We start from the raw sequence: 25,279 nt of genomic DNA, 5'->3' as shown, positions 1-25,279 counted from the left end.
GTGGTGAGCTGAAATGACCTGCCGCCGCAAGGCGCATGGGCAATGGCTTGCCGCATTTGCCTGCGCCGCGTTGGTAATGATGAGCCGTTTGCACCTGCCGCACGGGCGTGGCGCATGTCATCGTGCCGTCATGGGCGGGCGCTATCGTGGCGACAGCACCACTTTTAAAGGTTCCCCACATGCTGCCGTTGCACCGTAACAGTCTGATTGCCGCCGCGCTGGCATTGCCCCTGTTTTTATTCCTGTACGCCACACTGGGCCACGTTAAACCGTTTGCCATCTGGAAGTGGATGGATATCGTCTGCGAAGGCGGCACGGCCGTCATGGCGGGCATCTGGTTTTTGTTTACCCTCAGCAGTCGTCCACGGGGCCGGGTGACGAGCCTGATCGCCGGCGGCCTGTGCGCCATCATGCTGGGCTCCTGGGCCGATTGCCTGGACGAATTCTTTGCCGTCGACAAGAGCGCCGTGTGGGACAACTGGCTGGAAGCCCTGATTCCGTTTGGCATGCTGGTGTTGACGATCGGCATGTATTACTGGCGCCAGGAGCAGTTTCGCCTGAACGAACACCTGCAAAAGCGCGAACGCCTGTTCCGCGACCACCGCGCCTTCGACCGCATCACGCAGCTGGCCGACGCCAGCTATCTGCGCACGCAGATGCGCCTGGAGCAGGAACGCCGGCCCGGCTTCGATTGCGCGCTGGTCTTGCTTGACATCGATAGCTTTCACCTGATTAACCGGGAATACGGCCACCGCGAAGGCGACCGCGTGCTGCAAGCCGTGGGCCACATGCTGTTGTTGAACTTGCGCAATGACGACTTGCTGTGCCGCTATGCGGGCGACCGCTTTGCCGTGCTGATGCCTGGCGTGTCGCGCGAGGATGCGGCCGTCAAGGCACGCCACCTGTGCGCCATGGTGGGACAGATGCGCCACCATGCCAACGACAACCGCGAAATCCGCCTGAGCCTGCGGCATGCCTGCTCGCTGACCGATGGCGTGCCGGAAGTGGTCTTGGCCGAGCTGAGCCGGGCCGTGGAAACGCCGGGCCGCAGCGCCAGTCCCAGGGCCGGCAGCGCCGCGCCTGCCTGATGCCGCTGAACCAGCAGGGCGACCCCAGCATCGCGGCCCATCACCAGCCGGCGCTGGTGCTCGACTATGCGCGCAGCCGCGAGCTGGCCACGGCGCCGCTGCTCAAGGGCACGGGCCTCGATGGCGGCGCGCTGCCGTCCGCGGAAAGCCAGGTCAGCGCCGCGCAATACCTGCAGTTGCTGGCCAACGTGGCGCGCGGCCTCGATAGTGCCGACACCAGCTTCATGCTGGGCCAGCAAATGCTGCCCGGCCATTACGGCGCCGCCAGCCACGCCTTGCTGCAGGCGCAGAATCTGCGCCAGGCCTTGACCATCCTGTGCAACTTCCATACCTTGCTGTGTCCGCTGCTGCAGCCCCGGCTGCGCGAGGCGGGCGACATGCACGTGCTGTACTGGGTCGATGCGTTCGGCGCGCCGAGCCAGCTGCCGTTTCTGGTGGAAATGCACATGACGGCGCTGGCGGCCATGTGCCGCTGGCTGGCGGGCGAGTCCTTGCCGTGGCGCTTCTGTTTCAACCGCGCGCGGCCCCGCCACGTGGAGCAACACGAAGTGCACCTGGGCCAGGCGCTGCGTTTCGATTGCCAGGTCGACGCCATGCTCATCGATTCCAGCTGGCTCGACCGTCCCTGGCCGCGCGGCAATGCCACGGCGGCGGCGCTGGCCTTGCGCGCGGCGGCCGTGGCGCCCGTGCCGGCAGCCAGCCTGCTGGGTGCGCTGTACGACTATCTGCTGGCGAACATCCGCTGCGCGCCCACGCTGGAACGCACGGCGCAGGAATTCGGCGTCAGTCCCGCCACCCTGAAACGCCACCTGGCGCGCCATGGCACGCATTTCCAGGCCGAGCTGGACCAGGTGCGCGCGCACAAGGCGATTTATCTGTTCCAGGCGCATGGCTACGACAACGATGCCGTGGCCGCCTACCTCGGCTTTCATGATGCCACCAACTTCCGCCGCTCGTTCAAGCGCTGGACGGGGCAAACGCCGCAGTTGCTGCGCCACGCGCTGGCCTTGTTCGTCGCGGGATGAACGAGGGCGTTGCGCGCCAGCGCCACGGACAGTTGTTCCTGAGGGAACAATTGCCCGTTCTGCTACATCCATAGTACACTCGATCAGAGAGCGAACAGACGCGCTTTGAGGCGCTCCGGCACGGCGTCACGCGACGCCGCAACACCGCCATTGCTATGGCGGGCCGGCGGCAGACGACCGGTGTGCCGTGCCTTAACCCAGCCTGGAAGTTGGCGTCACCAGTGTGGTGCGCCGGAAACCGGGCAACTTGATAATGCTCAATCGTGTATTCACAATCGCAGATCGATCCAGTCGTCAGCTTCCGCAACACCCAGGGTGAGGCGGTGCGCGGCACGATTTTCAACTTGCAGCGCAATTCGCTGGTCATGGAAATCTACAATCCATACTCGATTGTGCAGGTCAGCGAGGTGCTCAATGACGTGACGGTGCGCATGGGGGCGAAGAACGCCTACGTGGGCAAGGCCGTCGTCATCAGCAGCGTCAACACGGGCCTGACCGCCATCGTTTCCGTGACCCTGATCGACGAGTGGCGCGAGCTGAGCGACGTGGTCGTGGTCAAGGGCGCCGTGTTGAAAGAGTCGAGCGCCTTTGTCGCCGGCTGGGGCGAGCGCTTCCGCATCCGCCGCGATTACCAGATCGTCGTCAACGAAATGCGCGCCTTCCTGTCGGAAGTGGCGCGCTGGGTCGAGCAGGTCGACCTGTCCGACTCCTTGCCCAAGGAAAACGGCCGCCTGCGTCCCGATATCTTCGACGAACTGGCCTTGCCCCTGATGGAGCAAACCCAGCTGTACTTGCGCCAGCTCGAGGTGGAAGCCTCGCTGGTCGAGGAAGAGCGGGCGCCGGCCCACCGGGCCTTTGCCCAGGCGGCGCTCCATCCATTGATCCTGCGCGCCCCGTTCGTCTTCCGCACGTTTACCAAGCCGCTCGGCTATGCGGGCGACTATCAGATGGTCAACCAGCTGCTCGATGATCCGCGCCAGGGCCCGAGCACCTATTTTCAGATCGTCAATGCGGCCTTCCTGCAGGCGGCCGTGGCCACGGCGCACCGCAACCGCATCGATATCCTGACGGAATTTTTGGCACAGAAGGCGGCCGCCGCGCGCGCCGCCGGGCGTGTGTATAAAGTGCTCAACGTGGGTTGCGGCCCCGCCATCGAGGTGCAGCGTTTCCTGGAAACGTGCCCCGATGCGCAATGGCTGGCCTTCGAACTGGTCGACTTCAGCAGCGAGACGCTGGACTGGACGCGCGCGCGCCTGACCACCATCATGCAGCGCACGGGGCGCGTGGTCGAGATCGATTATGTGCACGATTCCGTGCACAACCTGCTCAAGCGCCGCCACGGCTCGGGCGCCACGGGCTTGCCCGGCAGTTTTGATGCCGTGTATTGCGCCGGCCTGTTCGACTATCTGTCCGACAAGGTGTGCGCGCGCCTGCTGATGCACTTCGCTTCGCGCGTGGGCCCCGGCGGGCGTCTGCTGGTGACGAATGTGCACGCGGATAATCCGGGCAAGTTCGGCATGGAGCATTTGCTGGAATGGCATTTGATCTATCGCAATGAAGCGGGCCTGTCGGCCTTGCTGCCCGAGCATGCGACGGACCCGAAAATCTATGTCGACGCCACGGGCGTGAATGTGTTTGCGGAAGTGAGCATTCCTTGATGATGGATACCCCAGGCCTGCACGCCGGCTATACGGCCGTTTTGCGCGACTTCCGCCTGGAATTCAGCCGCGGCGGGGCCTACACGGGCATCGTGCTGATCCTGCTGGGCATGGGCCTCGATTCGGCCCTGTATCCGGACAAGCAGTCGGCGTTTACCAGCGCGCGCATCCTTGTGTCCGTGCTGATCTTTTGCGTCGTGCTGGCCATGCGCACGCGCTGGGCGCAAGACCGCATCCAGGGATTGACCTTTGTCTGGCTGATCCTGCCGCAAATCATGATCGCCTGGATGATCGCCGTCACGGAAGGCGCCACCTCGATCTATTATGTGGGCATGACCCTGGCCATCTATTCGTCGGGTATCGTGCTGGCCTTCGGCCTGTGGCAAAATATGGTCTTCGGCGCCATTTCCTGCCTGCTGTACGTGGCTGCCTGCGCCTGGCATGCGGGCGGTTTCGACTTGCCGAGCACGTTTGTCGTCAACTGTTTGTTCCTGATCATGTCGGCCAGCATCAGCGCCGTATTTACGTATTTCAATGAACGCGCCCGCTTCATGCTGTTCCAGCTGAAGGCGGAAGTGGCGCAAAAGAACACGCAGCTGGAAGAAACGAATAAAAGCCTGGCCGATATCAAGGGGCAGATGCTGCAGCAGGAGAAAATGGCTGCCATCGGTACCTTGGCCGCCGGGATGCTGCACGAAGTGAATAATCCCGTGAATTTCTGCATGATGGCCATCGAGGTGGCCATCGAAGACCCGGCCGCCAAGCAAAGCGCGCTGGTCAGCGAATGCCTGGCCGACGCCAAGCAGGGCATGCTGCGCGTGCAGCACATCGTGTCCGATTTAAAGACCTTTGCCTACCGCAAGAGCGGCAACCAGCTGGAAACGGGGCACTTCCAGTTCCGCAGCGCGCTCGACGCGGCCATCCGCCTGGTGGGGCACGAAACGAAGAACGTCAGCATCAGCCACGACTTGCCCGTCGACACCCTGGTGCGCGGCGACGAGGCGGCCATCGTGGGCGTGCTGATCAATTTGCTGGGCAATGCCGTGCTGTCCATGCGCAAGGGCAATGCGCCGCCGTTCGAGATCCGCATCACGGCCCACTGGGACGACAACCGCCTGCGCATCAGCGTGCGCGACAACGGCCCCGGCATCGCCCCGGAAAACCTGGCGCGCGTGTTCGAGCCGTTCTTTACCACGCGCGAAGTGGGGCAGGGCCTGGGCCTGGGCCTGAGCATCAGCTATGGCGTGATCGAGCGCCACGGCGGCACCCTTTCCGCCGAAAGCGTGCTCGGCGAATGGGCCAGCATGAATTTCGACTTGCAGCGCTCCGATTGGGAGGGCCGCTAGCATGGACAACGATAGCCGCGCCAGCGTGCTGTACGTGGACGACGAAGCGCTTGCCTGCAAGTATTTCGAGCGCGCCGTCGGTCCCCGCTACCGCGTGCTGACGGCGCAGAGCGTCGATGCGGCGCTGGCCCTGCTGGAAGACGAGGCCGGCCAGATCGACGTACTCGTCACCGATTACCGCATGCCGGACCGCCTGGGCAGCGAGTTGCTGCAGGAAGTGGCGCAGCGCTATCCCCACATCGTCTGCATGCTCGTGACCGCGTATGCGGACAAGGACGTGCTGCTGGAACTGATCAACGGGGGGGCGCTGTTCCGCCTGCTGGAAAAGCCGCTCGACCTGGCCGCCATGCAAACGGCGCTGCAGCTGGCCGTGCAGACGGGACGCGAGCGCGCCGCGCGCCGCCAGGGCCTGGTGGCGATGGAGGAATCGCTGGCTTTCCTCGCGCATGAATTGAACACGCCGCTGGCGGCCATCGCCAATTTTGCGCGCGGCATCGCGCGGCGCGCGCAGGCGGACGCCGCACCGCAGGCCGAGATCGGCGAGGCGGCCGCCTTGATGCACGATAATGCGCGTTATTGTCTGTCCGTGCTGGCCAGCTTTGTCGACACGGTGCGCCTGGCCAGCGCCGGTCCCGGCATGCAGGGCGGGCGCCGCGCCGGCAGCGCGCGCCAGCTGCTGGCCGCCTTGCTTGACAGCTATCCCTTGAGCACGGCCCAGCGCGCCGCCATTACGGTGGAAGTGGGGGACGATTTCTCCATTGCCGAGTCACCCAATTGCGTCGCGCTGATTCTGTCGTCCGTGCTGGCGAATGCCTTGCGTTCGGCCGGCGAGCAAGCCCATCCGGCGATCGGCATCCGCATCGACGCGGGCCGCATCACGGTGCGCGACAATGGCGCCGGCATCGCCCCCGAGATCGTCGAACAGCTGTTGATCGACCCCGTGAGCAGCGGCGGCGAAGGCAAGGGCTGGGGCATGGTGTTTTGCCACCGCATGATGCAGTCGTTCGGCGGCAACCTCGATATCGCCACCGAGTTTGGCAGTTCCACCACGGTAACCCTGAATTTTCCAGTACATATAAGGAACGAGCATGATTGACGCCAATCTGCGTTTACCGGCTCAGCGTGAGCCGGCGCAAGGCTTGCCGACGATACTTTACGTCGATGACGAGGCCAACGCCCTCAAATACTTCCAGCGCGCCATCGCGCCGCTGGCCGAGGTGCTGACGGCCACCTCGGTCGAGGAAGGCAAGCGCATCCTCGACGAGCAGGCCGACCGCATCGCCGTGCTGGTATCGGACCAGCGCATGCCTGGCGCCTACGGCAACGAGCTGCTGTCGTACGCCTGGGACCGCCATCCGCACATCGTGCGCATACTCACCACCGCGTATTCCGAGCTGGAGCACACGGTGGAAGCCGTCAACCAGGGGCAGATCCACCGCTACATCCAGAAGCCGTGGGATATCGCGGCGCTGCGCATGGAATTGAAACAGGCGCTGGAACTGGCGCGCCTGCGCAATGAACACGCGCAATTGCTGCGCGAAAAGCTGATGGTGCGCCAGCGGCAAGCCGTCGCCAACCGCATCGGCACCCTGTACGCCCTGTGCGCCAGCCTGGCCGGTCCGGAACAGCAGCTGCCCGTGGAAGCGTATCTGTCGGCGGCCCTGACGGCCGGCGTCACGCCGCCGGAGCCGGACTGGCTGCTGATGGATTACGCCGACCTGGTCAGTTCGGAAGCCTTCCGCGGCACGGCCTTTGCCGCCGCCGTGCGCCAGCAGCTCGACACGCTCGAGCGCGAGTATCCGGGGCGCGGCGTGGAGCAGGCGATCGACATGCTGCTGCCGGTGTTTGGCGCGGCGCTGCAAAACCAGGGCGGCACGGCGCTGTTCCTCGACGGCCGCCTGCTGACGGAATTCCTGGAAACGCCCACCACCACGCCCGTCTCGGCCATCCACGCCTTCTGGCTGGCCAGCTTGCTGTGGCTGGCGCGGCGCGGCTGGTCTTTGCAGCTGAGCAAAACGGAACTGGGCTTGCAGGGCAAGGTGGTGCAGGCGGAACCGGCGCTCACGCCGGACCATCTGGCGGCCTGGATCGAACAGTTCTGACGGTCCATCCCTTGCTGCGGATCAAGCGGCAAGGGGGGCGCCAAATAAAACAGGGCCATGCGGCCCTGTTTCTGCTTGCTGCGAGCGGGCTTAGCGCTCCGCTGCCGCCTTCAGGTTGTTCAACCCCTTTTCAAAATCCTTGCCGATCATCCGGTCCATGCTGACGAAGACCGTCATGACCTTGCTGACGTAAGGGCTGGGGCCCGTCATGGTCCAGTTCACCTTGGTGCCGTCGCCCTCGGGTGTCATGCTGAAGGTGGTGGTGTTGTGGCTTTCGAACGGTTTCAGGAAGTCCAGCTTGATGACGGTGCGCTCGGGCTGGGCCGCTTCCGTGATTTCCATGCGGCCCGCACCCACCTTGTCATTGCCTTGCCACGCATATTGCGCGCCCAGGCCGTTGGCCGGGCCCGCAAACGTGCGGCGCATGGCAGGATCGAGCTTTTCCCACGGCGACCAGGCGGCCCAGTAGTGGAAGTCCGTGATCAGGGCGGCGATTTTCTCGGGCGGCGCCTTGATGGTGATTTCGCGCTGGACACTGAAGGTGTCGGGCTTGGTGGTGGCATAGCCAAGGATGGCGGCGACGACGACAACGATCAGCAGCAGGGTTTTTTTGATCATATGCTCTCCAAATCTTGAATGGTCGATGCGAACGAATCAAGGCAATCTTAGCAGATATGAATGGCTGTGCGCGGCCTGTTGGCCTTTATTTGCATCTGCTTTGCGCAGGGCCGCCCGCAGGCCCGCCTGCATGCCCGTTCGCCGCCGCGCACGCCAGGCTGGTGCAGGTTTGTGGTGAAGGCCGGCGTCCGCTAGAATGCTGGCCTGCAAAGATTTCAACTAGGGAAATATGATTCAACGATCGATCGCCAGGCTGACCCTGGCGTGCGGCGTGCTGGCTTCCGCCTTTGCCGCGAACCTGGCGCATGCCGATGCCTGTCCTGCCCATTACGTCGATGGCCGCAAGCCGGAAATCACCAACCCCAAGCTGGACGTGGCGACGAAAGAGCTGTGCTACAACGTGTTTGGCGTGATGCACTCGGGTATCACCCGTACGCCCTTGTGGTCGGCCGAGCACTTGACGGCGAACAACCTGGAAGCGGCGCAGGATTTGTCGCGTGAAAACTCCTTCCATGCCGAGCGCAAGCTGCCCGCCGCCCAGCGCGCGGAGCTGGCCGATTATGCGCGCAGCGGTTTCGACCGTGGTCACATGGCGCCCAACGGCGACATGCCGGACCGCCAGAGTCAGCGCGACAGCTTTACCCTGGCCAATATGGTGCCGCAAGACGCGCGCAACAACCGCTATGTGTGGGCCGGCATCGAGGGCGCCGTGCGCAAGATGGCGAAGAAAGAGGGCGACCTGTACGTGATCACGGGACCGGCGTTCATTGGCGGCAACTTGCGCAAGGTGGGAAGAGTCATTGTGCCCAGCCATCTGTACAAGGCCGTGTACAGCCCGCGCCAGCGCGCCGGCGCCGCCTACTTCATTGAAAACGTCGACACCAAGGCGTATGAAGTGCTGAGCATCGCGCAACTGGAAGACAGGATCGGCATCGATCTGTTACCGTCGCTGACGCGGCAGCAGAAACTGCGCATGCTGAGTTTGCCGAAGATCAATAGCAAGTCCAAAAAATAATCGCCTTGAGAGGAAATGCCATGTGCGCAAAGAAATTCGTCCCTTACGCCAATGAAAGCGATGTGCTGGAGATCGGCAGCCTGAGCATCGAAAACAGGATCGACCGCATCAGCATCAGCGGCGACATCGACCTGACCCTGGACAAGCCGGGCCTGGCCCTGGCGAAACAGCTGCAAAAACTGCTGGGCGACGTGGTGGCGCAGCTGGAAAAGCAGGAGTTGCCGGACCAGCTGCCGCCGCCCGAAGTGACCTCGGTGGCCAATCCCTTCGAATAGCGCCCAAAAAAAACGCCTCCCGCAGGAGGCGTTTGCTGCTTGCTTGCGTTTAATTAAAACGTGTAGCGCGCATTGAAGGTGAAATAACGGCCATAGGCGTTATGCAGGCCTTCGTTGTAGCCGACTGCCGGGTAGCCTGGATCATACGGTGCGGCGCGGTCGAACAGATTCTGGATATTGATGCCCAGGCTCAGGTTCTTGAAGCCGGTGTATGTATAGCCGAGGCCAACCGTCGTCCAGCTGGCCACTTTGCAGTCCGGGAAGGCCGCTTCATAGCCCGGGATCGTGGTATTGCGGTCCGGCGCCGCGTCCGTCGGCTTCTTCGTGCCGTAGTAGCAGAAAGGCTGGTCGTAGATCTCGGCGCCATCGCGGTTACGCTTGAGCGATACGCTGCCGACGAAGTTCAGCGAGGCGTTGACGCTATGGTCGCCACGCGTCCAGTTGGTGGTCAGCGAAGCCTTGACCTTTGGCATGTCGGTACCGGTCGACAGCTGCCAGTCATACAGGCCAGGACGCGTGCCGGTCACATTGCTGACCGTGTCGCCTTCGTGCTGCTCCAGCTTGTAGCTGTAGACGTAGGTGCCGCGCAAGGCGGTGCTGAGCGAACCCCACTCGCCGAGCTTGTTACGCAGGCGTCCCTCGAAGTCGACGCCGCGCAGTTCGGTCGAACCCTGGTTGGACCAGGGAGTCTTGACCGACAACAAGGTGCCCGTGCCGGGAATCGGATTGCCGTTCGCATCGGTGATGAAGTTGGCCGGGTTCTGGTCGCGCAGGACGTTTTCCGGCGAGCGGTCTTCGTTCTTCAGCGCTTCGCTGGCCGTACCCAGCGCCACTTCTTTTTCCTTGCGCACGCGGTACACGTCGACGACCACGTCGATGTTCGAGGTCGGCGAGTAGATCAGGCCCAGCGAATAGCTTTTCGACGTTTCCGGCTTCAGGTCCGGATTGGCGCCGCCGACGCCGGAGATCGACTTGCTGCAGTCGGCCGTCACGCCGCCTGGACGCGGGGTGCTTTCATCTTCCTGGCAGCGTTTCGGATCCCACACGCCGGACAGGAAGAATTGCGCGCCGCCTGGCGTCACTTGCGACAGCGCGGGAGCGCGGAAGCCTTCGGCATACGTGCCGCGGAAGGCCAGCGTATCCGTGGCCGTCCACTTGGCGCCCACTTTCGGTACGAAGTTGGTCTTGATGCCAGGATATTTGTCTACCCGGCCCGCGAAGTCCATCTCGAAGCTCTTGGTGAATGGCGTGCGCAGCTCGACGAAGGCCGACTTGACGTTGCGCTGGCCGTCGATGATGGTATTGGACTGTCCGTAGATCTGGCCGGCGGCGACCACCGGATCCGGATCGATGCGGATTTTTTCCTGGCGCAGTTCGAAACCGATGGCCAGGCCCATGGCGCCGCCGCCCAGCTTGCCGAATTCCGTGCTGGCCTTGCCGTCCAGCTGGAAGATTTCCGCCAGGCCTTCGCTTTTCGGATCGTAGCCGATGGTCGGATCGGCCGCCAGCTGGGCCAGCGAGGTGCCGGTATTGAGCTTGCGCAAGGTCGGCAGGTACAGGCGGCCATATTGCGTTTCATCGCGTTCGGAACGGTTCCACAGCAGGCCCGTGTCCCAGCTCCAGCCGAAGTGATCGCCTTGCAGGCCCGTCAGCAGGCGTGTGTTCTGGTTGACCGTTTCCGAGCCGGCACGCAGGTTTTCAAAGCGGTAGGCAACCGAAGCGCGGGCATTCGTCAACGGGTTGTCGGGATGGCCGATCGGCAGGATGACCTGGAAGGGATCGGCCAGGCCCGTCGCCATGTAGTTGGTGACGGAGGTCGTGCCGAGGGTGATCGGCGCGCCCGTGTACGAGCGCGAGGAACGGGTGTAAGCCGCTTCGGCGTAGCCCGTGATGCCATTGCCGAGCTTCAAGGTGCCGCGGCTCAACACGCTGGCATCGCGGCCGTCACCCTGGCTTTCGAGGAATTGATCGGCGTCATAGTTACAGAAGGTGCGGCCAATGAGGATGCTGGTTGGCAGCAGGCCATCGTTTGTGCTGCCCGTGATGCGCTCCGACGGGTCGCAGCCCAGATTGAACGTGACGCGGGCCGGCGCGGTTGCCTGGGTGACGCCGAAGTTGCGCGAGCCTGGCGCCGATTCGCGGTACACCGTCGCATATTTCGAGATGGAGCTCGAGTAATTGGAGCGGAAGCGGCCGTTCAAGTCCTGGTAGGTCGAGTAGGCGACATCCTTGGCGTCGCGGCGGGCAACGCGGTCGCGTTGCGAGAAGTCGACGGCCGCGAAGATGTTGTAGCCATCGGTTTCCAGGTCGCCCGTGCCGAAGAAACCATTCACGTTCTTGCGGCGGAACAAGCCATCGTCGTTGGCACCCGCGTTGCCGGCGATTTGCGCGCCGCGGTAGTTCGATTTGGTAATGAAGTTGATGACGCCGCCGATGGCGTCCGAACCGTAGACGGCCGAGGCGCCATCCTTGAGGATTTCGACGCGGTCCAGGGCGGACAGCGGGATGCTGTTCAAGTCATACAGCGTGGAGTTGCCGTTGTTCGGGTCGGCATACGCCGATGGCGTCATGCGCCGGCCGTTCAGCAGGATCAGGGTGGAACTCGAACCCAGGCCGCGCAGCGACGCGGTGGCGACGCCCTTGGCAAAGCCGGTGCCGCTGCCCTGGTCCTGGTTGGTGTCGGTGCCCATCGATGGCACCAGTTTCATCAGTTCTGCCACGGTCGATGCGCCGCTGTCCTTGATGTCCTTGGCGGTGATCACGTCGACGGGGGAGGTGCCCTCCTTGTCGGCGCGTTTCAGGTTGGACCCGGTAATGAGGATTTTCTGCAGCGCCGGCTCCTGCGGCGCCAGTTGCGCGTAGACCAGCTGCGAGGAAGACAAGGTCAGGGCGACTGCGATTACGCTTTGTTTTAAGACTATTTTTTTAAGCAAAATATTCTCCATCGAATTTCAACTGCTGAACACATGGTCGTTCATCGTTATGCGATGTCCGACTTTCCCGGTCTAGTGGATCGCTTCAGCGATTTTTGTTGCAAAACCGTATAAACAGTATTGCCTAGACCTTTATCAAAACATTTTCAGAAAAGTTGTGCCATGCTTTTTTTCAACATTGTCACGTTGTCACAACAGTTTATCCAGAATATTTTCATGCTTACATATTCGGTAAAAAATTGATGGCAGGCAAGAGTTTTTATGTTAAGAAATATTCGAAAATTGATAAATAATCAATGAAAAAAATGCACCATTAATATGTTAAGTTATTGTTTTATAAGGAATAAATTTTAATTATTCTCGTTCAAAGTGAATTTCTACTGTTCTACGCATGTCCACCTAAGTTGCAAATTTTTACATTTGTAATATATTGCAGATGCACCGTTCTGGTGCGGCGCGGGAGCCTCTATGACGTCCCCGGCGAGGTGAGATAATATCGGCCGATAATCGCCATTGGATGTTGCGGTGCGCCATTCCCGTACATAAAAAAAAGCCGCCAGCATTATGCTGGCGGCCATTCTTGCAATTACTTGGTGCGTCTGTTTTTAATTGGTGCGCTTATGGATGCCCCTTGCTGGTGCGCCTATTGGCGCCTTCACTTCGCGAACGCCTGTGCCGCCGGCGTCACGGTGACGGCCTCCGGCTTGAGGTTCAGCTTCATCGCGCCGATGACCTTGTCTTCATCGAGCAAGGCCTGCGGCTTGTTGCCGTCGTACTTGATGGGAGAAAACGCGTCGCTGACGAGCTTTGCCTTCAGGCCGGCCGCATCCTTGGCGACGATCACCACGGACAGGTTCTGCGCCGACAGGTGCTGTTTGATGGCGCGGTTGACGTCTTGTACCGTCAGCTTCGACAAGCCGTCACGCATCAGCTTGGTGAACTCGGGCGTGCCATACCATTGCGAATCGAGCGCATAACCGAGCTGCTGGTCCTGCGTCGAGGTCATGACGAAGACGTTCTTCATCAGGTAGTCGCGCGTGGTGGCGAAATCGTCCTGCGTCAAGCCGTTGTTGACGAGCTTGCCCAATTCCGTCAGGGCCACGCGCAGGGCGAAATGCGCATTGTCCGGCGCCACGGGGCGGATCCAGATTTCGAACAGCTGCGCCTTGCGGCCCAGGTTCGGGTTCGGGAAGAACTGATACATGCCGCGCGGGAAGGCTTCGATGTAGGCGTAATCGCCGTAGTTCATGCCGCGAATCTCACGGATGCGCTGGTACAGGTAGGAATTCGAGGCGCGGTGCTCGCCCAGCCAGGTTTTCGCCAGCCACAGGGCGGGGAAGTCCGGGTGCGTGCGCGTCACTTCCAAAGGCAGGCCGAAGGAAATGGCCGTGGCGCGCGTATTCTTCTCGATGATTTCCACTTCCAGACCCTGCGCCTTGCGGCCCGCGGGTTTCACGGTAGCCGGCAAGCCGGGGCCGGCCGGCAGCTTGCCCAGCGCCTGCGTCAGCGAGGCCGTCATGGCGTCGGACACGTCGCCGGAAATGCCCACCTTCACGGCGCCTTGCGCATACGCCGTCTTCCAGAACTGTTTCACGTCGTCGAGGGTGATGGCGTCGATGCCGGCGACCGTGCCCAGCACCGGGTGGCCATACGGCGTGCCTGCGTAGACGTTGGTCTGCAGGCGTTCCTTGGCGAATTCCTCTTCGTTATTGTCCTTCAGGTCCAGCAGCAGCGCATTCTTTTGCGCATCCTTCAGGCGGCGGAAGTCGTCTTCGCGAAAACCCGGCGAGAGCAGCAGGGGCAGGGCGATGGCGTTGAACTGCGTCCAGTTATCCCTGTGGATGGAACCCGTAAACGTCGTCATTTCCTTGTCCGTCTGCTGGCTGAAACTGCCGGCCAGCGGGAACAGGGCCTGGTTGACTTCGTCGATCTTGCGCTCGGACGAGCCGCCCGACGCCACCATGGCCGCCGTCAGCGCGGCCAGGCCTTCCTTGCCCTGCGGGTCCTGCGCGGAACCGGCCGTAAACAGCAGCTTGTAGCGGATTTGCGGCAGCGCTGACTTTTGCACCAGCACGTCGAACTTCGCGTTCGAGGCGGCCGGCAGCAGGCTGGCCAGCTTCGGCGTGGTGGCGATGGCGGCCGCCATCGGCTGGTGCGACAGGGTGGTCACCACCAGGCCGTCATCCGTCAGGTATTTGCGCGCGGCGGCCTGCAGGTCGGCCGGCGTGAGCGTGTCGATCAGGCGGTAGTACTGGTTGATGGTGGCATACGAGCGGTCGAAATGCACGAACGATGCCAGGGTGCCGGCGATCTGCTCCGTATTGTCGAGCGAGCGGATCAAGCCGTATTTTTCCGCCGACTTGGCGTCCGCCAGGTCTTTTTCGCTCACCGGCGTGTCGCGCAGCTGCGCCACGGTGGCCAATATCGCGTCGCGCACGTAGACGGCGTCATCGATGTTTTTCACGCGCGCGCCCAGCACGGCCAGGGTCGGGTCGACGCGGTCCGGCGTCATCTCGAACAATTGATCGACCTTCTGTTCGTTCTGCACCAGGCGTTTATATAGGGGCGAGGTGCGGCCGAACGACAGCGACAGCAAGGTCGCCAGCGCCGCCTGGTCCTTGTCCTTCACGGAAAACGCGGGCGCGTGGAAGCCCACGGCTACCCACGGCAGGGTCGGCGTGGGCCAGGCCACGTGCTTGTAGACGGGGCCGCGCGGCGCGGGTTCCACGGGCACGGCCGCCTGCTGCTTGCCGCGCTGCCAGGCGCTCCAGTATTTTTCCACCAGCGCAATGGCTTGCTGCGGCTCCACGTCGCCGGCGATGATGATGGTGGTGCGCTCGGGGCGGTACCAGCGGTCGAAGAACAGTTTCGAATACGCGTACTGGTTCGGCATGTCTTCGATGTCCTGGATGAAGCCCATCGTCGTATGCTTGTAGGTATGCGTCGTGTAGGCGCTGTCGCGCATGACTTCGAACAGTTTCGAGACGGGATTGGCGCTGTTCTTGTTGTATTCGCCCAGCACGGCCCGCGATTCCGTCTTGAACGCGTCTTCCGCGTAATCGAGGTGCTGGAAGCGGTCCGCCTCCACCTTCAGCACGGTTTCCAGGTCCTGCTTGGCAAACGTGGTGTGGTAATTGGTCAGGTCGTCGCTCGTGTAGGCGTTCTGGCGCGCGCCGGCGCGGGTGATGACTTCCTGGTATTTCTCGGGCGGATAGGCCTTGGTGCCGCGGAACATCATGTGCTCGAAGAAGTGGGCAAAGCCGGACTTGCCCGGCTCGACTTCATTGCGCGAGCCCGTCTGCACGGGAATCTGCAGCGAGACGAGGTTGGGGAAGCCCGTCGGCACGATGATGATTTTTAAACCGTTGGCCAGGGTCTTTTCCGTCGCCTTGAACGGCAGCAGATCGGCCTTGCCGGCGGCGGCGCTGTGGGCGGCGGCCGGCTTGACGGGCGCGGCGCCCAGGTTCGAGGCCGCCATGGCCGACAGGGCCAGGGCGAAAGCGGGTAATAAAGCGGGCATGATTCTTGACACGAGGGCTCCTTCTTTTTTGGATGTTATGAAAGTGCAACGCCGCAGCATAGAATATTCATGCCGCCGTGCATAGGGGCAGGGTGCTTCCGGGCAGGCGCAGTGGGGTAAATTAAAGGCTCTGTCCCCGGCAAATAGGGGAACTCAAGGAATCTTCCCCAGCCCCGGCTGTCTGACGGTACCTATCAGACAAACGGGAGCCTTCCATGCAGCCAGCCGAATGGAAAACCTTCATCGCCCAGTTTGCCGCACTGAGCCGTCGCCAGCGCCTGGCAAGCACTGCTCTGCTGCGCGGGGCCGGATCGCAGAACGCCGCCGTGGCACTGGTCGAAAGCGTGGCCCGGCAGCGGCTACACTGTCCCGCCTGCAACAGCAGCCATGCGCACCGGCACGGTCATGCGCACGGACTGCAGCGCTACCGCTGCGTGCCGTGCGGGCGCACCTTCAATGCGCTCACCGGCACGCCGCTGGCCCGCTTGCGCCACAAGACCTTGTGGCTAGCCTACGCCGGCTGCCTGCTCGAGTCGGCTTCCGTGCGCAAGGCAGCAAGCCAGCTGGGCGTGCACCGCAACACCGCCTTTCGCTGGCGCCACCGGTTTTTAAGCCTGGCCAGGACGGACCGGCCCCATTGCCTGCATGGCATCGCCGAAGCGGACGAGCTGTATGTGCTGGAGTCAGAAAAGGGCGCGCGGCATCTGACGCGTCCGGCGCGCCGCCGTGGCGGCCATGCCCACAGGCGCGACATTTCCAGTGAACAAGTCTGCATCCTGGTGGCGCGCGACCGCACGGGACAAACCCTCGATTTCGTCGCGGGGAAAGGGGCGCTGACCAAGGCGCAGCTGCATGCTTGCCTGCCACCCGTGATCGACAAGGACGTCTTGCTGATGACCGACGGCCACGCTGCCTATCGCGCTTTCGCGCGTGAAGCGGGCATCAGTCACCAGGCCGTCAACTTGCGTGCCGGCATCCGCGTGCAGGGCGCCGCCCATGTGCAGAACGTCAACGCGTATCACGGCCGCTTGCGCGGCTGGCTGCGCATCTTCCATGGCGTGGCCAGCCGTTATCTGCCGAATTACCTGGGGTGGCGCTGGATACTGGATGCCAGGCGCATCCGCTCCCCGGAAACATTATTGAAGGCAACACTGGGAGCGTTCCCACATTTGACGGTGACATAGCCAAATTAAAAGTCGGGCCGCAGGATGCGCGTGGTGAGGTGGCTGAGAAAATCGCGCCGGGTCGGCAGGAACATGCGGATATACACGATGCCTTGCACGGCGTCATGGTGATACACGGCGCGAATCTCTTCGCACAGGCGTTGCCGTACATCCATGCCGACTTCACGGGCCGCCTCGATGGGGGCGCCGCTGTCGGGAAAGGTCTTGAGATCGGTAAATAGTTGCCGGAATGCCGACAGGAATTGGGCATGGGCTGCCGCCGTATGACATGCCTTGAAGTCGCTGCGCAATTCCCTGAAGTCGGCCTCCGCGCTTTTCAGCACGACGATGCGCGTCATCTCAATCCTGGCCGAGGCTGGCCAGGAAATCTTCTTCGGATACCACGTCGCCGCGCGCGATGTCCTGGTTGCCCATGGCGATCAGCTTCATGAACGCATGCTGTTCCTGCATCTGCCGCGCCTGCCGCTTGCCTTCCTGGTAGGCGTGCATCGACAGCACGACCATCTTCGCTTCACCATTTTGCGTGATGATCAGCGGTTCATCCTGACCCGCGTCAAAGCTGCTGACGATTTCCGTCGTGTTGGCCTTCAGGTAGGAGATCGGCATGATGCGTTCCTTGAGGTCCATGGCGGCTCCGCGATTGAATGTGAATGGGATAGGACTAAATATACACCAAATTTGGTCGTGTTTCCTGATGCCGGCACTTGCCGCTTACGTGAGCGTCGTTTCCGGCAGGCTGATGCGGTTGCGGCCCAGGTGCTTGGCGCGGTACAGGGCGCAGTCGGCCGTATGGATCAGCTGCCCCAGTTCCGTGCCGGGGCCGGGCAGGGCCGTGGCGGCGCCGATGCTGACGGTGACGCAGGCGCCATCGGGACGCTTGCGCGGCAGCTGCAGCCGCTCCACGCGCTGGCGGATGCGTTCGGCCACGATGGCCGCGCCCTTGAGCGACTGGTTCGGCAGGATGACGGCGAACTCTTCGCCGCCATAGCGCGCCACCAGGTCGTTCGTGCGCATTTCGCTGGCCACGGCGCCGGCCACTTTGCGCAGGCACAGGTCCCCGCCCTGGTGGCCGTGGCTGTCGTTGTACTCCTTGAAATTGTCGACGTCGACCATCAGCAGCGACAGGGGCTGGTCCTGCCGCTGGGCGCGCTGCCACTCGGCCAGGATGGTGTCGTCGAAGCAGCGCCGGTTTGCCAGCCCCGTCAGGCCGTCGCGCGTGGCCAGGCGTTCCAGTTCCACCTGTGCGCGTTTTTCATCGGTCATGTCGCGCAGGGTTTCGACGACGGCGATCAGCTCGCCATGGTTGCCGTAGATGGGACTGGCATCGACGGCCAGGTAGCGCCGCCGCCCCGTGCGCGGCATGTCGCACCAGTTTTCCGCGCACAGATTGTTGCCCGTGCTGCTGCGGTATTGCTGCTGGGCATGCAGGGCGCGCATGTCGCCGCCCCGTCCGGCCAGCAGCAGGTCGGCCAGGGTGGGGCGCTCGTCGTTGTAAAAGCAGCGGCCCGGCTCGCAGGTGCCCAGCACTTCGGCCGCCGGCACGCCCGTCAGTTGCTCGCAGGCGCGGTTCCAGATCATCACCTTGCCATGCACATCGAGTACAAAGGTGGGCACGACCAGCAATTCCATCATCTTGACGGCGAAACCCTGGGCTTCACCATACGGCGAGGCGCTGGCAGGTGCGTGGCTATCCGGCATGAAAGCATCCTTCTTGGGCGTGAATGGGGGCTGGCTCGTTGGCCATGATGCAGCGTGGCGGGCCGAAGGTGTTGATATTGAGCAATATTTTCAGCGATGGCGCATCGCCTCGTCGTGGCAGACAGGCAAGGGCAGCGAGACGCGCAAGGTGGTGCCGGCGCCGCTGCGGCTGTCGATGTGCAGGCTGCCGCCGGCGGCGGCCACGCGCTCATGCATGCCGGACAGGCCGCAACCGAGGCGCGGCGGCGAACCCGACAGCCCGACGCCGTCGTCGCCGATGCGGCATTCCACGCTGGCGCCCGCTTGCTGCAGGCACAGCTGGACATGCGTGGCGCGCGCGTGGCGGGCGATATTGGCCAGCGCTTCCTGCACCACGTGGTACAGCAAGACGCCGTGCGCGCGGCCGGCGGCGGCGTCGAGCCGGTATTCGCAGCGGCCATCGATGCCCGTCGTGCGCTTGAAGTCGGCCAGCAGTTCCTCGCATGCCGCCTGCAGGCCGGCATCGAGGGCGGGCGGGCGCAGGTCATGGATGACGCAGCGCAAGGCCGCGATGCTGAGGTCGACATTGCGCACGATCACGGCCAGCTGCTGCGCCAGCTGGGGAGCCACGCCATGCGTGCTGGTCTGCAGCATGGACAGGTCGATCTTCAAGGTCAGCAGGTGCTGGCCCAGGTCGTCATGGATGTCGCGCCCGATGCGCAGGCGTTCCTGTTCGCGCGCCTGCTGCTGCCCGCTGGCCAGGCGGTCTTGCTCGGCCTCCGCGCGCAGCTGTTCCAGCGCCTGCAGGCGCAGCGCCAGGCGGTGCTGGCACCACAGCAGCAGTGCCAGCGCACCGGACAGGATGGCGCAGGCCAGCATCAGCGGGGAGGGCAGGCCCATCTGCAGCAGCGGTCCGGCGGCGTAAGCGGCGTGCAGGGAGGCGAGTGCGCCGGCCGCCAGGCAGGCCAGAATGCACAGGCGGTACGGCAGGCGTAGCCAGCGTTGCATCATTTCCTCGCTTCCTAAATGTTTTCCATCAGGCAATTTTATTACAGAAAATACATTGGCTTGGGGATATTTATATTGTCTAAACGCAAAAGCTGCGCAGTTATGCCTGCCGGTGCCGCTTTCTTGTCCCCGGATGGCATGGCGGCAGGTGGCGGGCACGGCATTTGCACGGAAAGTGTCGCGGCGGCATATAATAGAGGGTTGTCAATCGGCTTTTGCGGTGACGGTGCGGTGCGCCGGCCTCGATGCGTTTGCCCTGCGCGATGACGCCAGCCAGCTCTTAGGAAATACAGTGACTTATAGCATCAAAGAGATTTTTTACACCCTGCAGGGCGAAGGCGCGCACGCGGGCCGTCCGGCCGTGTTTTGCCGCTTTTCCGGCTGCAACCTGTGGACGGGCCGCGAAAGCGACCGCGCCACGGCCGTGTGCCAGTTCTGCGACACGGATTTCGTCGGCACCGATGGCGAACTGGGCGGCAAGTTCAAGACGCCGCAGGAACTGGCCGCGCTGATCGACAGCCTGTGGCCGGCCAGCTACGCGCCGAGCAAATACGTGGTGTTTACGGGCGGCGAGCCGCTGCTGCAGCTGGACACGGCCCTGATCGACGCCATGCACGCGGTCGGCTTTACCATCGCCATCGAAACCAACGGCACCTTGCCCGTGCCGGCCGGCGTGGACTGGATCTGCGTCAGCCCGAAGATGGGTTCGACACTGGTCGTCCACAAAGGCAATGAAATCAAGGTCGTCATTCCCCAGTTCCAGCAAGACCTGGCCGCCTACGAACAACTGGACTTCGAGAACTTCTTCGTGCAGGCGATGGACGGCCCCCTGGCCGCGCACAACATGAAGCTGGCCATCGAGACGTGCAAAAGCAACCCGAAGTGGAAGCTGAGCCTGCAAACCCATAAACTCCTGCAAATTCCTTAATAAAACAATATGCTGACTATCACACGCAAGCTCGAATTCGACGCGGGCCACCGCATTCCCGACCACAAAAGCCAGTGCCGCAACCTGCACGGCCACCGCTACACGGTGGAAATCACCCTGGTCGGCAAGGTCATCGAAGCGGAAGGCAATTCCGATAATGGCATGATCATGGACTTTTCCGACGTGAAAACCCTGGCCAAGCAGCACCTGGTCGATGTCTGGGACCACGCCTTCCTCGTGTATGAAAAGGATACGGCCGTGCGCGACTTCCTGGCCAGCCTGCCCGACCACAAGACCGTCGTCATCGACCGCATCCCGACGGTGGAAAACCTGGCCCGCATCGCCTTCGAGATCCTGAAGGCGGCGTTTACCGACCATTTCGGCACGGGCTTGCACCTGCATAAGCTGGTGCTGCATGAAACCCCGAATTGCTGGGCAGAAGTGACCGATGACTGAAATGCACGCTGGCGCGCGCGACGCGCGCTACATGCAGCTGGCCCTGGAGCAGGCCCAGCACGCGTGGGACCTGGGCGAAGTGCCCGTCGGCGCCGTCGTCGTCAAGGATGACGAAGTCATTGCCGTCGGCTACAACCAGCCCATCGGCCGCCACGACCCCACGGCGCACGCGGAAGTGATGGCACTGCGCGCGGCCGCCGAAAAGCTGGGCAACTACCGGCTGCCCGGCTGCGAGCTGTATGTGACCCTGGAACCGTGCGTGATGTGCTCGGGCGCCATGCTGCATGCACGGCTGGCGCGCGTGGTGTACGGCGCGGGCGACCCGAAGACGGGCGCCTGCGGTTCCGTGCTGAACCTGTTCGAACAGCCGGCGCTGAACCACCAGACGGCCATCGCAGGGGGCGTGCTGGCCGACGAGTGCGGCGCCTTCCTCAAGCGTTTCTTTGCCGAGCGCCGCCGCGCGCAGGCGGAAGCGCGCAAGCTGGCCAATCCGCCGGCCTGACAGCGGACAGGGCAGGGCTTCCATGGCCTTGCCGGTAGGTGCGCCGTGCCTTGCCAGCCCTTCGGCTGGCATTTTTATAATTGTTGCGAAATAACATCTGTCTAGACCAATTGTCATTCTCAAATGAGAATGATTCGTGTTACAGTATTGTTTTCGCCAGCAAACTTTCCTTATGCATCGTTAACACTTTCGTTATCGATCCGGGTTCAAGAGCCAGCCTTTACTCTTAGACCGGATCATCATGACTACTGTGCTTCCGCAGCGCTCCGCTGCCCCCGTCGTATCCTCACCCCGCCTGCCTGTCCGCCGCCATAACCTGGTGCTGCGCGCCGCGTTGCTGGGCCTGTTCGCGGCGCCCTTGTTGCCCGCGCAGGCGCAAACGGCCGCCATCAATGCGGGCACGGCGGCCCAGGAGCCGGCCAAGCTGCCCGTCTTCCCGGAAATCGTCGTGAACGCCAAGCAAGACTATGAACGCCGCGCCGGCACCAAGACGGTCGTCACGGCGGACGACCTGGAGCGCCGCAATGTCACGGAAATGGGCGGCATCGTGCGCTATTTGCCCTTGATCAGCGCGCCAGCGGCGGCTTCGGGCAGCGGCAGCGTGTGGGATGGTTCGGGCAATACGGGCTACAACATCCGCGGCCTGGAAGGCAACCGGGTCAGCCTGGAGCTCGACGGCATCTCGCTGCCCGACGCGGCACCCAAGCCGGACGGCAACACCCTCAACGCCTTCGCCACGGGCCGCGATTATTTCGACCCAGAAACCTTCCGCGAAGTGCGCATCGATTCGGGCACGACGGCTGCCAGCGGCGCCAATCCGGGCCTGGGCGGCGGCGTGGCCTTCATCACCAAGTCGCCCGAGGATTACCTGGGCGAGGGGAAAGACCATTACGTGGCCTATAAATACGGCCGCGCCACGGCCGACCGCAGCAATGCGCACACCCTGACGGGCGCCGCCAGGATTGGCGCCAATCTGCAGGGCCTGGCCGTCTATGTGCACCGCGACGGCGAGCAGATGGACAGCCGCGGCAGCACGCCCGTCAACCCGGACGACTGGCATTCGAACGCCTTGCTGTCCAAGCTCGTGTGGACCTTGCCTGGCGAACAAAAGCTCGACTTGACGGTCGACATGTTCGAACGCAAGAACAAGCGCGATCTGCGCAGCAAGGTCAGCACGTATTACCCGACGGGCGTGCAGCAGGATTCCACCACCAAGCGCACGCGCGTCAGCCTGGGCCACGACGTGGTGCTCAAGGATTTTGCCCTGTTCGACCGCCTGACGTCGAAAGTGTATCTGCAGAATGCGAAAACCGAGGACAAGACGCAAGGCCTCTACACGTTCGGCAGTCCGGCCCGGCGCTCGATCGATACCAATTTCAAGAATGACAGCATCGGCTTGACGTCGGAAGCGTTCAAGCAGCTCAATGCGGACAATGCGCTGCTGTACGGCGTGCAGCTGGAACAGCTGAAAACGCGCCGTCCGTGGCGCGAAGACCGCGTCATCGTCGCCACGGGCCAGCATCAGGTCACCAACAAGAACCGCATGGCCGACATGGACACGAGCAAGCTGGCCCTGTACGTGCGCGACGATCTCAGCTTTGATCTGGCGGGCAAGAAAGCCGTGCTGACGCCGGGCCTGCGTGCCGACTACCGCAAGAACACGCCGAAAAACCTGCAAACCTATGTGATCGCCGTGCCGAACGCAGCCAAGGAAGTGCGCGAAGAGAGCGACACCTATTTCACGCCCAGCCTGAGCCTGTCCGTGGAAGTCTTGCCGCAGATGAACGCCTACGCCACCTTCACGCGCGGCACGCGCCTGCCGACGGCGGCCGAACGCACGGGCACCTACGACTCGTTCAGCTATACGGGCACGGGGCAGGGCTATGCCGTGCTGGGCAATGCGAATTTGCGCAAGGAAACCAGCAAGGCGTATGAACTGGGCCTGAAGGGCGACGTCGCCAGGGGCTTGAGCATGCACGCGTCCGTCTACCAGACGGAATACACGGACATGGTCGACTACGTGATGCAAAAAGATGATCCGGTGAACTACCCGACCATCACGCGCGGCCTGTTCCGCCCGGAAAACATCGGCAATGCCCGCACCTGGGGCGCCGAGCTGACCCTGCGCGCCGAGCTGGGCGCCTGGGCGCCGGCCATGCAGGGCTACCACGTCGACCTGGCCACCGGCGTGGCCAAGGGCCGCTCCTTCAATACCCAGACGGGCGAGAGCGGCGGCCTGAACTCGGTGGCGCCGGCCAAGTCGGCCTTGACCTTCGGCTACGACCATGCAAACGAGCTGTTCGGCCTGGCGCTGACGGCCGTGCATGCGGGCGCCAAGCAGGCGCCGGAAAACCTGCTCGTCGGCGATGCCGGCCCGCTGTTTACCGTGCCGTCGTACACCATCTTCGACCTGTCGACGTACTGGAACGTGCACAAGAACGCGAAGATCGTGGTCGGCGTGTACAACTTGACGGATCGCAAGTACTGGGACTACGCCGCCTCGCGCAGCTTGGCCGCCGGCACGACTGCCGCCAGCCGCGCCGAGATCGAGCGCTATGCCAAGCCGGGCCGCAACATCGCAGCCAGCCTCAGCGTCAATTTCTAAAGGTTTACCGGGGAGGGGCGCCTGCCCCTCTTTTTTTCCATGTTTGATTGAATGGTCTCTCTATGAAGTTATCCAAACTCGTTCTCTCCCTGCTAGGCAGCCTGCTGATTGCAAACGCATACGCGGCCCCAGCCAACCTGGCGGAACGCTGGTCCACCTTGCGCACGGAGCAGCCGAAGCTGCAGATCCGCGACGCGGCGCGCGCGCTGGGTGTGTCCGAAGCGCAATTGCTGGCAACCAACATCGGCAAGGGCGTCACGCGCCTGCAGGCGGACGGCAACCAGCCGCGCGAAATCATGCGCGCCGCGCTGGACCTGGGCCTGGTGCAAGCGATCACGCGCAATGAAAACGGCGTCATCGAAACGACGGGCGTCGCCAGCAAGTTCAAGCAGGCGGGCGACAAGTCGGAACAGGCTGATGCCAAGGATCCGGAAACGGAAGCGCGCCAGCGCAATATCGCGGGCGGCTACCTGGGCGGCCAGATCGACCTGCGTTTCCACTTTGAAAACTGGAAATACGCATTTGCCGTGGAGCAAGCAGGCCGCGACGGCAAGGCCACGCGCAGCCTGCAGTTTTTCGATGCCAACGGCACCGCCGTGCACAAGATTTATGTGCGCAGCGATGCGGGCGTGGCCGTCTACGATAAATTGGTGGCCACCTTCCGCCTGCCGCAGCAAAGCGCGGAACTGAACGTGCTGGCCGTGGCGCCGAAAGCGGCGGAAAAGCCGGACAGCGAGATCGACGTCAAGGAATTCCAGCTGGCCTGGAAAGACATGACGGACGTGCACCAGTTTGCGCAAATCATGCGCGAATTCCACCTGACGCGCGAACAGGCCCTGCGCCTGGCGCCGGCCGGCGTGGTCGAGCGCGTGACGCCGCAAGCGCTGCGCACCCTGCTGGAAAACGCGGCGAAGGACAAGGTCGCCATCATGGTGTTCCTGGGCAACGACGGCTTGACGCAGATCTACAGCGGCAAGATCGAGAAAACCATGGCCGCAGGCGGCTTCTTCAACGTGCTGGACCCGGACTTCAATCTGCACATCCGCGACACGGCCCTGCGCAGCGGCTGGGTCGTCAAGCGGGGCGGCGTCACGTCCGTCGAATTCTTCGACAACGACGGCACGCAAGTGGTCTCCTTCTTCGGCGTGCGCGAGCGCGGCAAGCCGCAGCCGCAAGCGTGGGTGGACCTGGCTGATTCCTTGCCTAAGGCCAAGTAGGTAGCAGCAGAGTTGCCGCGCGCCGTACCGGCGCGGCAACACTTCAGTGTGGGTGCCGCGTGCCGGTCTCATGTCTGAAGCACAATAGTGGTATGCTGATTGCAAGGCCGCAGCGATCGTGC

General features: G+C 63.0%; 21 protein-coding genes. 14 read left to right on the top strand and 7 right to left on the bottom strand.

Translation table 11 applies throughout. The features are described from left to right. Positions 1-179: 179 nt before the first annotated feature. From AC1RJW_RS18675 to AC1RJW_RS18650, 6 genes are all read left to right on the top strand, one after another. Positions 180-1,088, top strand: coding sequence for a GGDEF domain-containing protein (locus AC1RJW_RS18675; protein ID WP_493046301.1), 909 nt, complete (start codon positions 180-182; stop codon positions 1,086-1,088). Then, positions 1,088-2,113, top strand: a complete 1,026-nt coding sequence (locus AC1RJW_RS18670) for an AraC family transcriptional regulator (protein ID WP_493046300.1) — start codon at positions 1,088-1,090, stop codon at positions 2,111-2,113. Before AC1RJW_RS18675 ends, AC1RJW_RS18670 begins: the two co-directional genes overlap by 1 nt. A gap of 263 nt (positions 2,114-2,376) precedes the next feature. After that, entirely contained in the window at positions 2,377-3,771 is a 1,395-nt protein-coding gene (locus tag AC1RJW_RS18665) for a class I SAM-dependent methyltransferase (RefSeq protein WP_493046299.1), read from the top strand. A gap of 2 nt (positions 3,772-3,773) precedes the next feature. Next, positions 3,774-5,117, top strand: a complete 1,344-nt coding sequence (locus tag AC1RJW_RS18660; RefSeq protein ID WP_436497417.1) for a sensor histidine kinase — start codon at positions 3,774-3,776, stop codon at positions 5,115-5,117. A gap of 1 nt (position 5,118) precedes the next feature. Beyond that, complete coding sequence (locus AC1RJW_RS18655; protein WP_493046298.1) at positions 5,119-6,213, top strand: hybrid sensor histidine kinase/response regulator; 1,095 nt, start codon at positions 5,119-5,121, stop codon at positions 6,211-6,213. Beyond that, positions 6,206-7,219 carry a response regulator gene (locus AC1RJW_RS18650; protein ID WP_493046297.1) on the top strand — a complete coding sequence of 338 codons (1,014 nt, stop codon included), beginning with the start codon at positions 6,206-6,208 and terminating at the stop codon, positions 7,217-7,219. The genes AC1RJW_RS18655 and AC1RJW_RS18650 overlap by 8 nt, the downstream gene beginning before the upstream one ends. Positions 7,220-7,309: 90 nt before the next feature. On the opposite strand, the gene AC1RJW_RS18645 is transcribed toward AC1RJW_RS18650, so the two are convergent. After that, entirely contained in the window at positions 7,310-7,837 is a 528-nt protein-coding gene (locus tag AC1RJW_RS18645) for an SRPBCC family protein (protein ID WP_493046296.1), read from the bottom strand. Between the two features lie 229 nt (positions 7,838-8,066). Here AC1RJW_RS18645 and AC1RJW_RS18640 point away from each other — a divergent pair, with 229 nt between their 5' ends. Both AC1RJW_RS18640 and AC1RJW_RS18635 read left to right on the top strand, forming a co-directional pair. Then, positions 8,067-8,852: a DNA/RNA non-specific endonuclease gene (locus AC1RJW_RS18640; protein WP_493046295.1), complete on the top strand. Its 786-nt coding sequence runs from the start codon at positions 8,067-8,069 to the stop codon at positions 8,850-8,852. Positions 8,853-8,872: 20 nt separating this feature from the next. Further along, complete coding sequence (locus tag AC1RJW_RS18635) at positions 8,873-9,127, top strand: nucleotidyltransferase family protein (protein ID WP_251348577.1); 255 nt, start codon at positions 8,873-8,875, stop codon at positions 9,125-9,127. 53 nt (positions 9,128-9,180) lie between these two features. Here AC1RJW_RS18635 and AC1RJW_RS18630 read toward each other — a convergent pair whose 3' ends face one another. Both AC1RJW_RS18630 and AC1RJW_RS18625 read right to left on the bottom strand, forming a co-directional pair. Beyond that, positions 9,181-12,060: a TonB-dependent receptor plug domain-containing protein gene (locus AC1RJW_RS18630; protein WP_493046294.1), complete on the bottom strand. Its 2,880-nt coding sequence runs from the start codon at positions 12,058-12,060 to the stop codon at positions 9,181-9,183. 655 nt (positions 12,061-12,715) lie between these two features. After that, positions 12,716-15,592 (bottom strand): M16 family metallopeptidase, encoded by a 2,877-nt coding sequence (locus AC1RJW_RS18625; protein WP_493046293.1) that lies wholly within the window; start codon positions 15,590-15,592, stop codon positions 12,716-12,718. A 203-nt stretch (positions 15,593-15,795) separates the two neighbouring features. Between AC1RJW_RS18625 and AC1RJW_RS18620 the strand changes: the two genes are divergently transcribed. After that, positions 15,796-16,764 (top strand): IS1595 family transposase, encoded by a 969-nt coding sequence (locus tag AC1RJW_RS18620; protein ID WP_493046292.1) that lies wholly within the window; start codon positions 15,796-15,798, stop codon positions 16,762-16,764. 5 nt (positions 16,765-16,769) lie between these two features. Here AC1RJW_RS18620 and AC1RJW_RS18615 read toward each other — a convergent pair whose 3' ends face one another. The 4 genes from AC1RJW_RS18615 to AC1RJW_RS18600 form a co-directional block, all read right to left on the bottom strand. After that, positions 16,770-17,102 carry a type II toxin-antitoxin system RelE/ParE family toxin gene (locus AC1RJW_RS18615; protein WP_493046291.1) on the bottom strand — a complete coding sequence of 111 codons (333 nt, stop codon included), beginning with the start codon at positions 17,100-17,102 and terminating at the stop codon, positions 16,770-16,772. Between the two features lies 1 nt (position 17,103). Next, complete coding sequence (locus AC1RJW_RS18610) at positions 17,104-17,391, bottom strand: type II toxin-antitoxin system Phd/YefM family antitoxin (RefSeq protein WP_493046290.1); 288 nt, start codon at positions 17,389-17,391, stop codon at positions 17,104-17,106. An 84-nt stretch (positions 17,392-17,475) separates the two neighbouring features. Beyond that, positions 17,476-18,462 carry a sensor domain-containing diguanylate cyclase gene (locus AC1RJW_RS18605; RefSeq protein ID WP_493046289.1) on the bottom strand — a complete coding sequence of 329 codons (987 nt, stop codon included), beginning with the start codon at positions 18,460-18,462 and terminating at the stop codon, positions 17,476-17,478. Positions 18,463-18,552: 90 nt separating this feature from the next. Continuing rightward, positions 18,553-19,452, bottom strand: coding sequence for a sensor histidine kinase (locus tag AC1RJW_RS18600; RefSeq protein WP_493046288.1), 900 nt, complete (start codon positions 19,450-19,452; stop codon positions 18,553-18,555). Between the two features lie 289 nt (positions 19,453-19,741). Between AC1RJW_RS18600 and queE the strand changes: the two genes are divergently transcribed. From queE to AC1RJW_RS18575, 5 genes are all read left to right on the top strand, one after another. Continuing rightward, on the top strand, positions 19,742-20,377 hold the full coding sequence (queE, locus tag AC1RJW_RS18595; protein ID WP_034785949.1) for a 7-carboxy-7-deazaguanine synthase: 636 nt from the start codon (positions 19,742-19,744) through the stop codon (positions 20,375-20,377). Positions 20,378-20,386: 9 nt separating this feature from the next. Then, entirely contained in the window at positions 20,387-20,833 is a 447-nt protein-coding gene (gene queD, locus AC1RJW_RS18590; protein WP_035819191.1) for a 6-carboxytetrahydropterin synthase QueD, read from the top strand. Then, positions 20,826-21,335, top strand: a complete 510-nt coding sequence (tadA, locus tag AC1RJW_RS18585) for a tRNA adenosine(34) deaminase TadA (protein WP_493046287.1) — start codon at positions 20,826-20,828, stop codon at positions 21,333-21,335. The genes queD and tadA overlap by 8 nt, the downstream gene beginning before the upstream one ends. Positions 21,336-21,576: 241 nt before the next feature. Continuing rightward, positions 21,577-23,940 (top strand): TonB-dependent hemoglobin/transferrin/lactoferrin family receptor, encoded by a 2,364-nt coding sequence (locus tag AC1RJW_RS18580; protein WP_493046286.1) that lies wholly within the window; start codon positions 21,577-21,579, stop codon positions 23,938-23,940. A 62-nt stretch (positions 23,941-24,002) separates the two neighbouring features. Beyond that, positions 24,003-25,157 carry a hemin-degrading factor gene (locus AC1RJW_RS18575; protein ID WP_493046285.1) on the top strand — a complete coding sequence of 385 codons (1,155 nt, stop codon included), beginning with the start codon at positions 24,003-24,005 and terminating at the stop codon, positions 25,155-25,157. Positions 25,158-25,279 lie beyond the last annotated feature (122 nt).

Source organism: Janthinobacterium sp. GW822-FHT07A03, from assembly GCF_058798815.1.
This window is presented reverse-complemented; position numbering and strand designations above follow the sequence as displayed.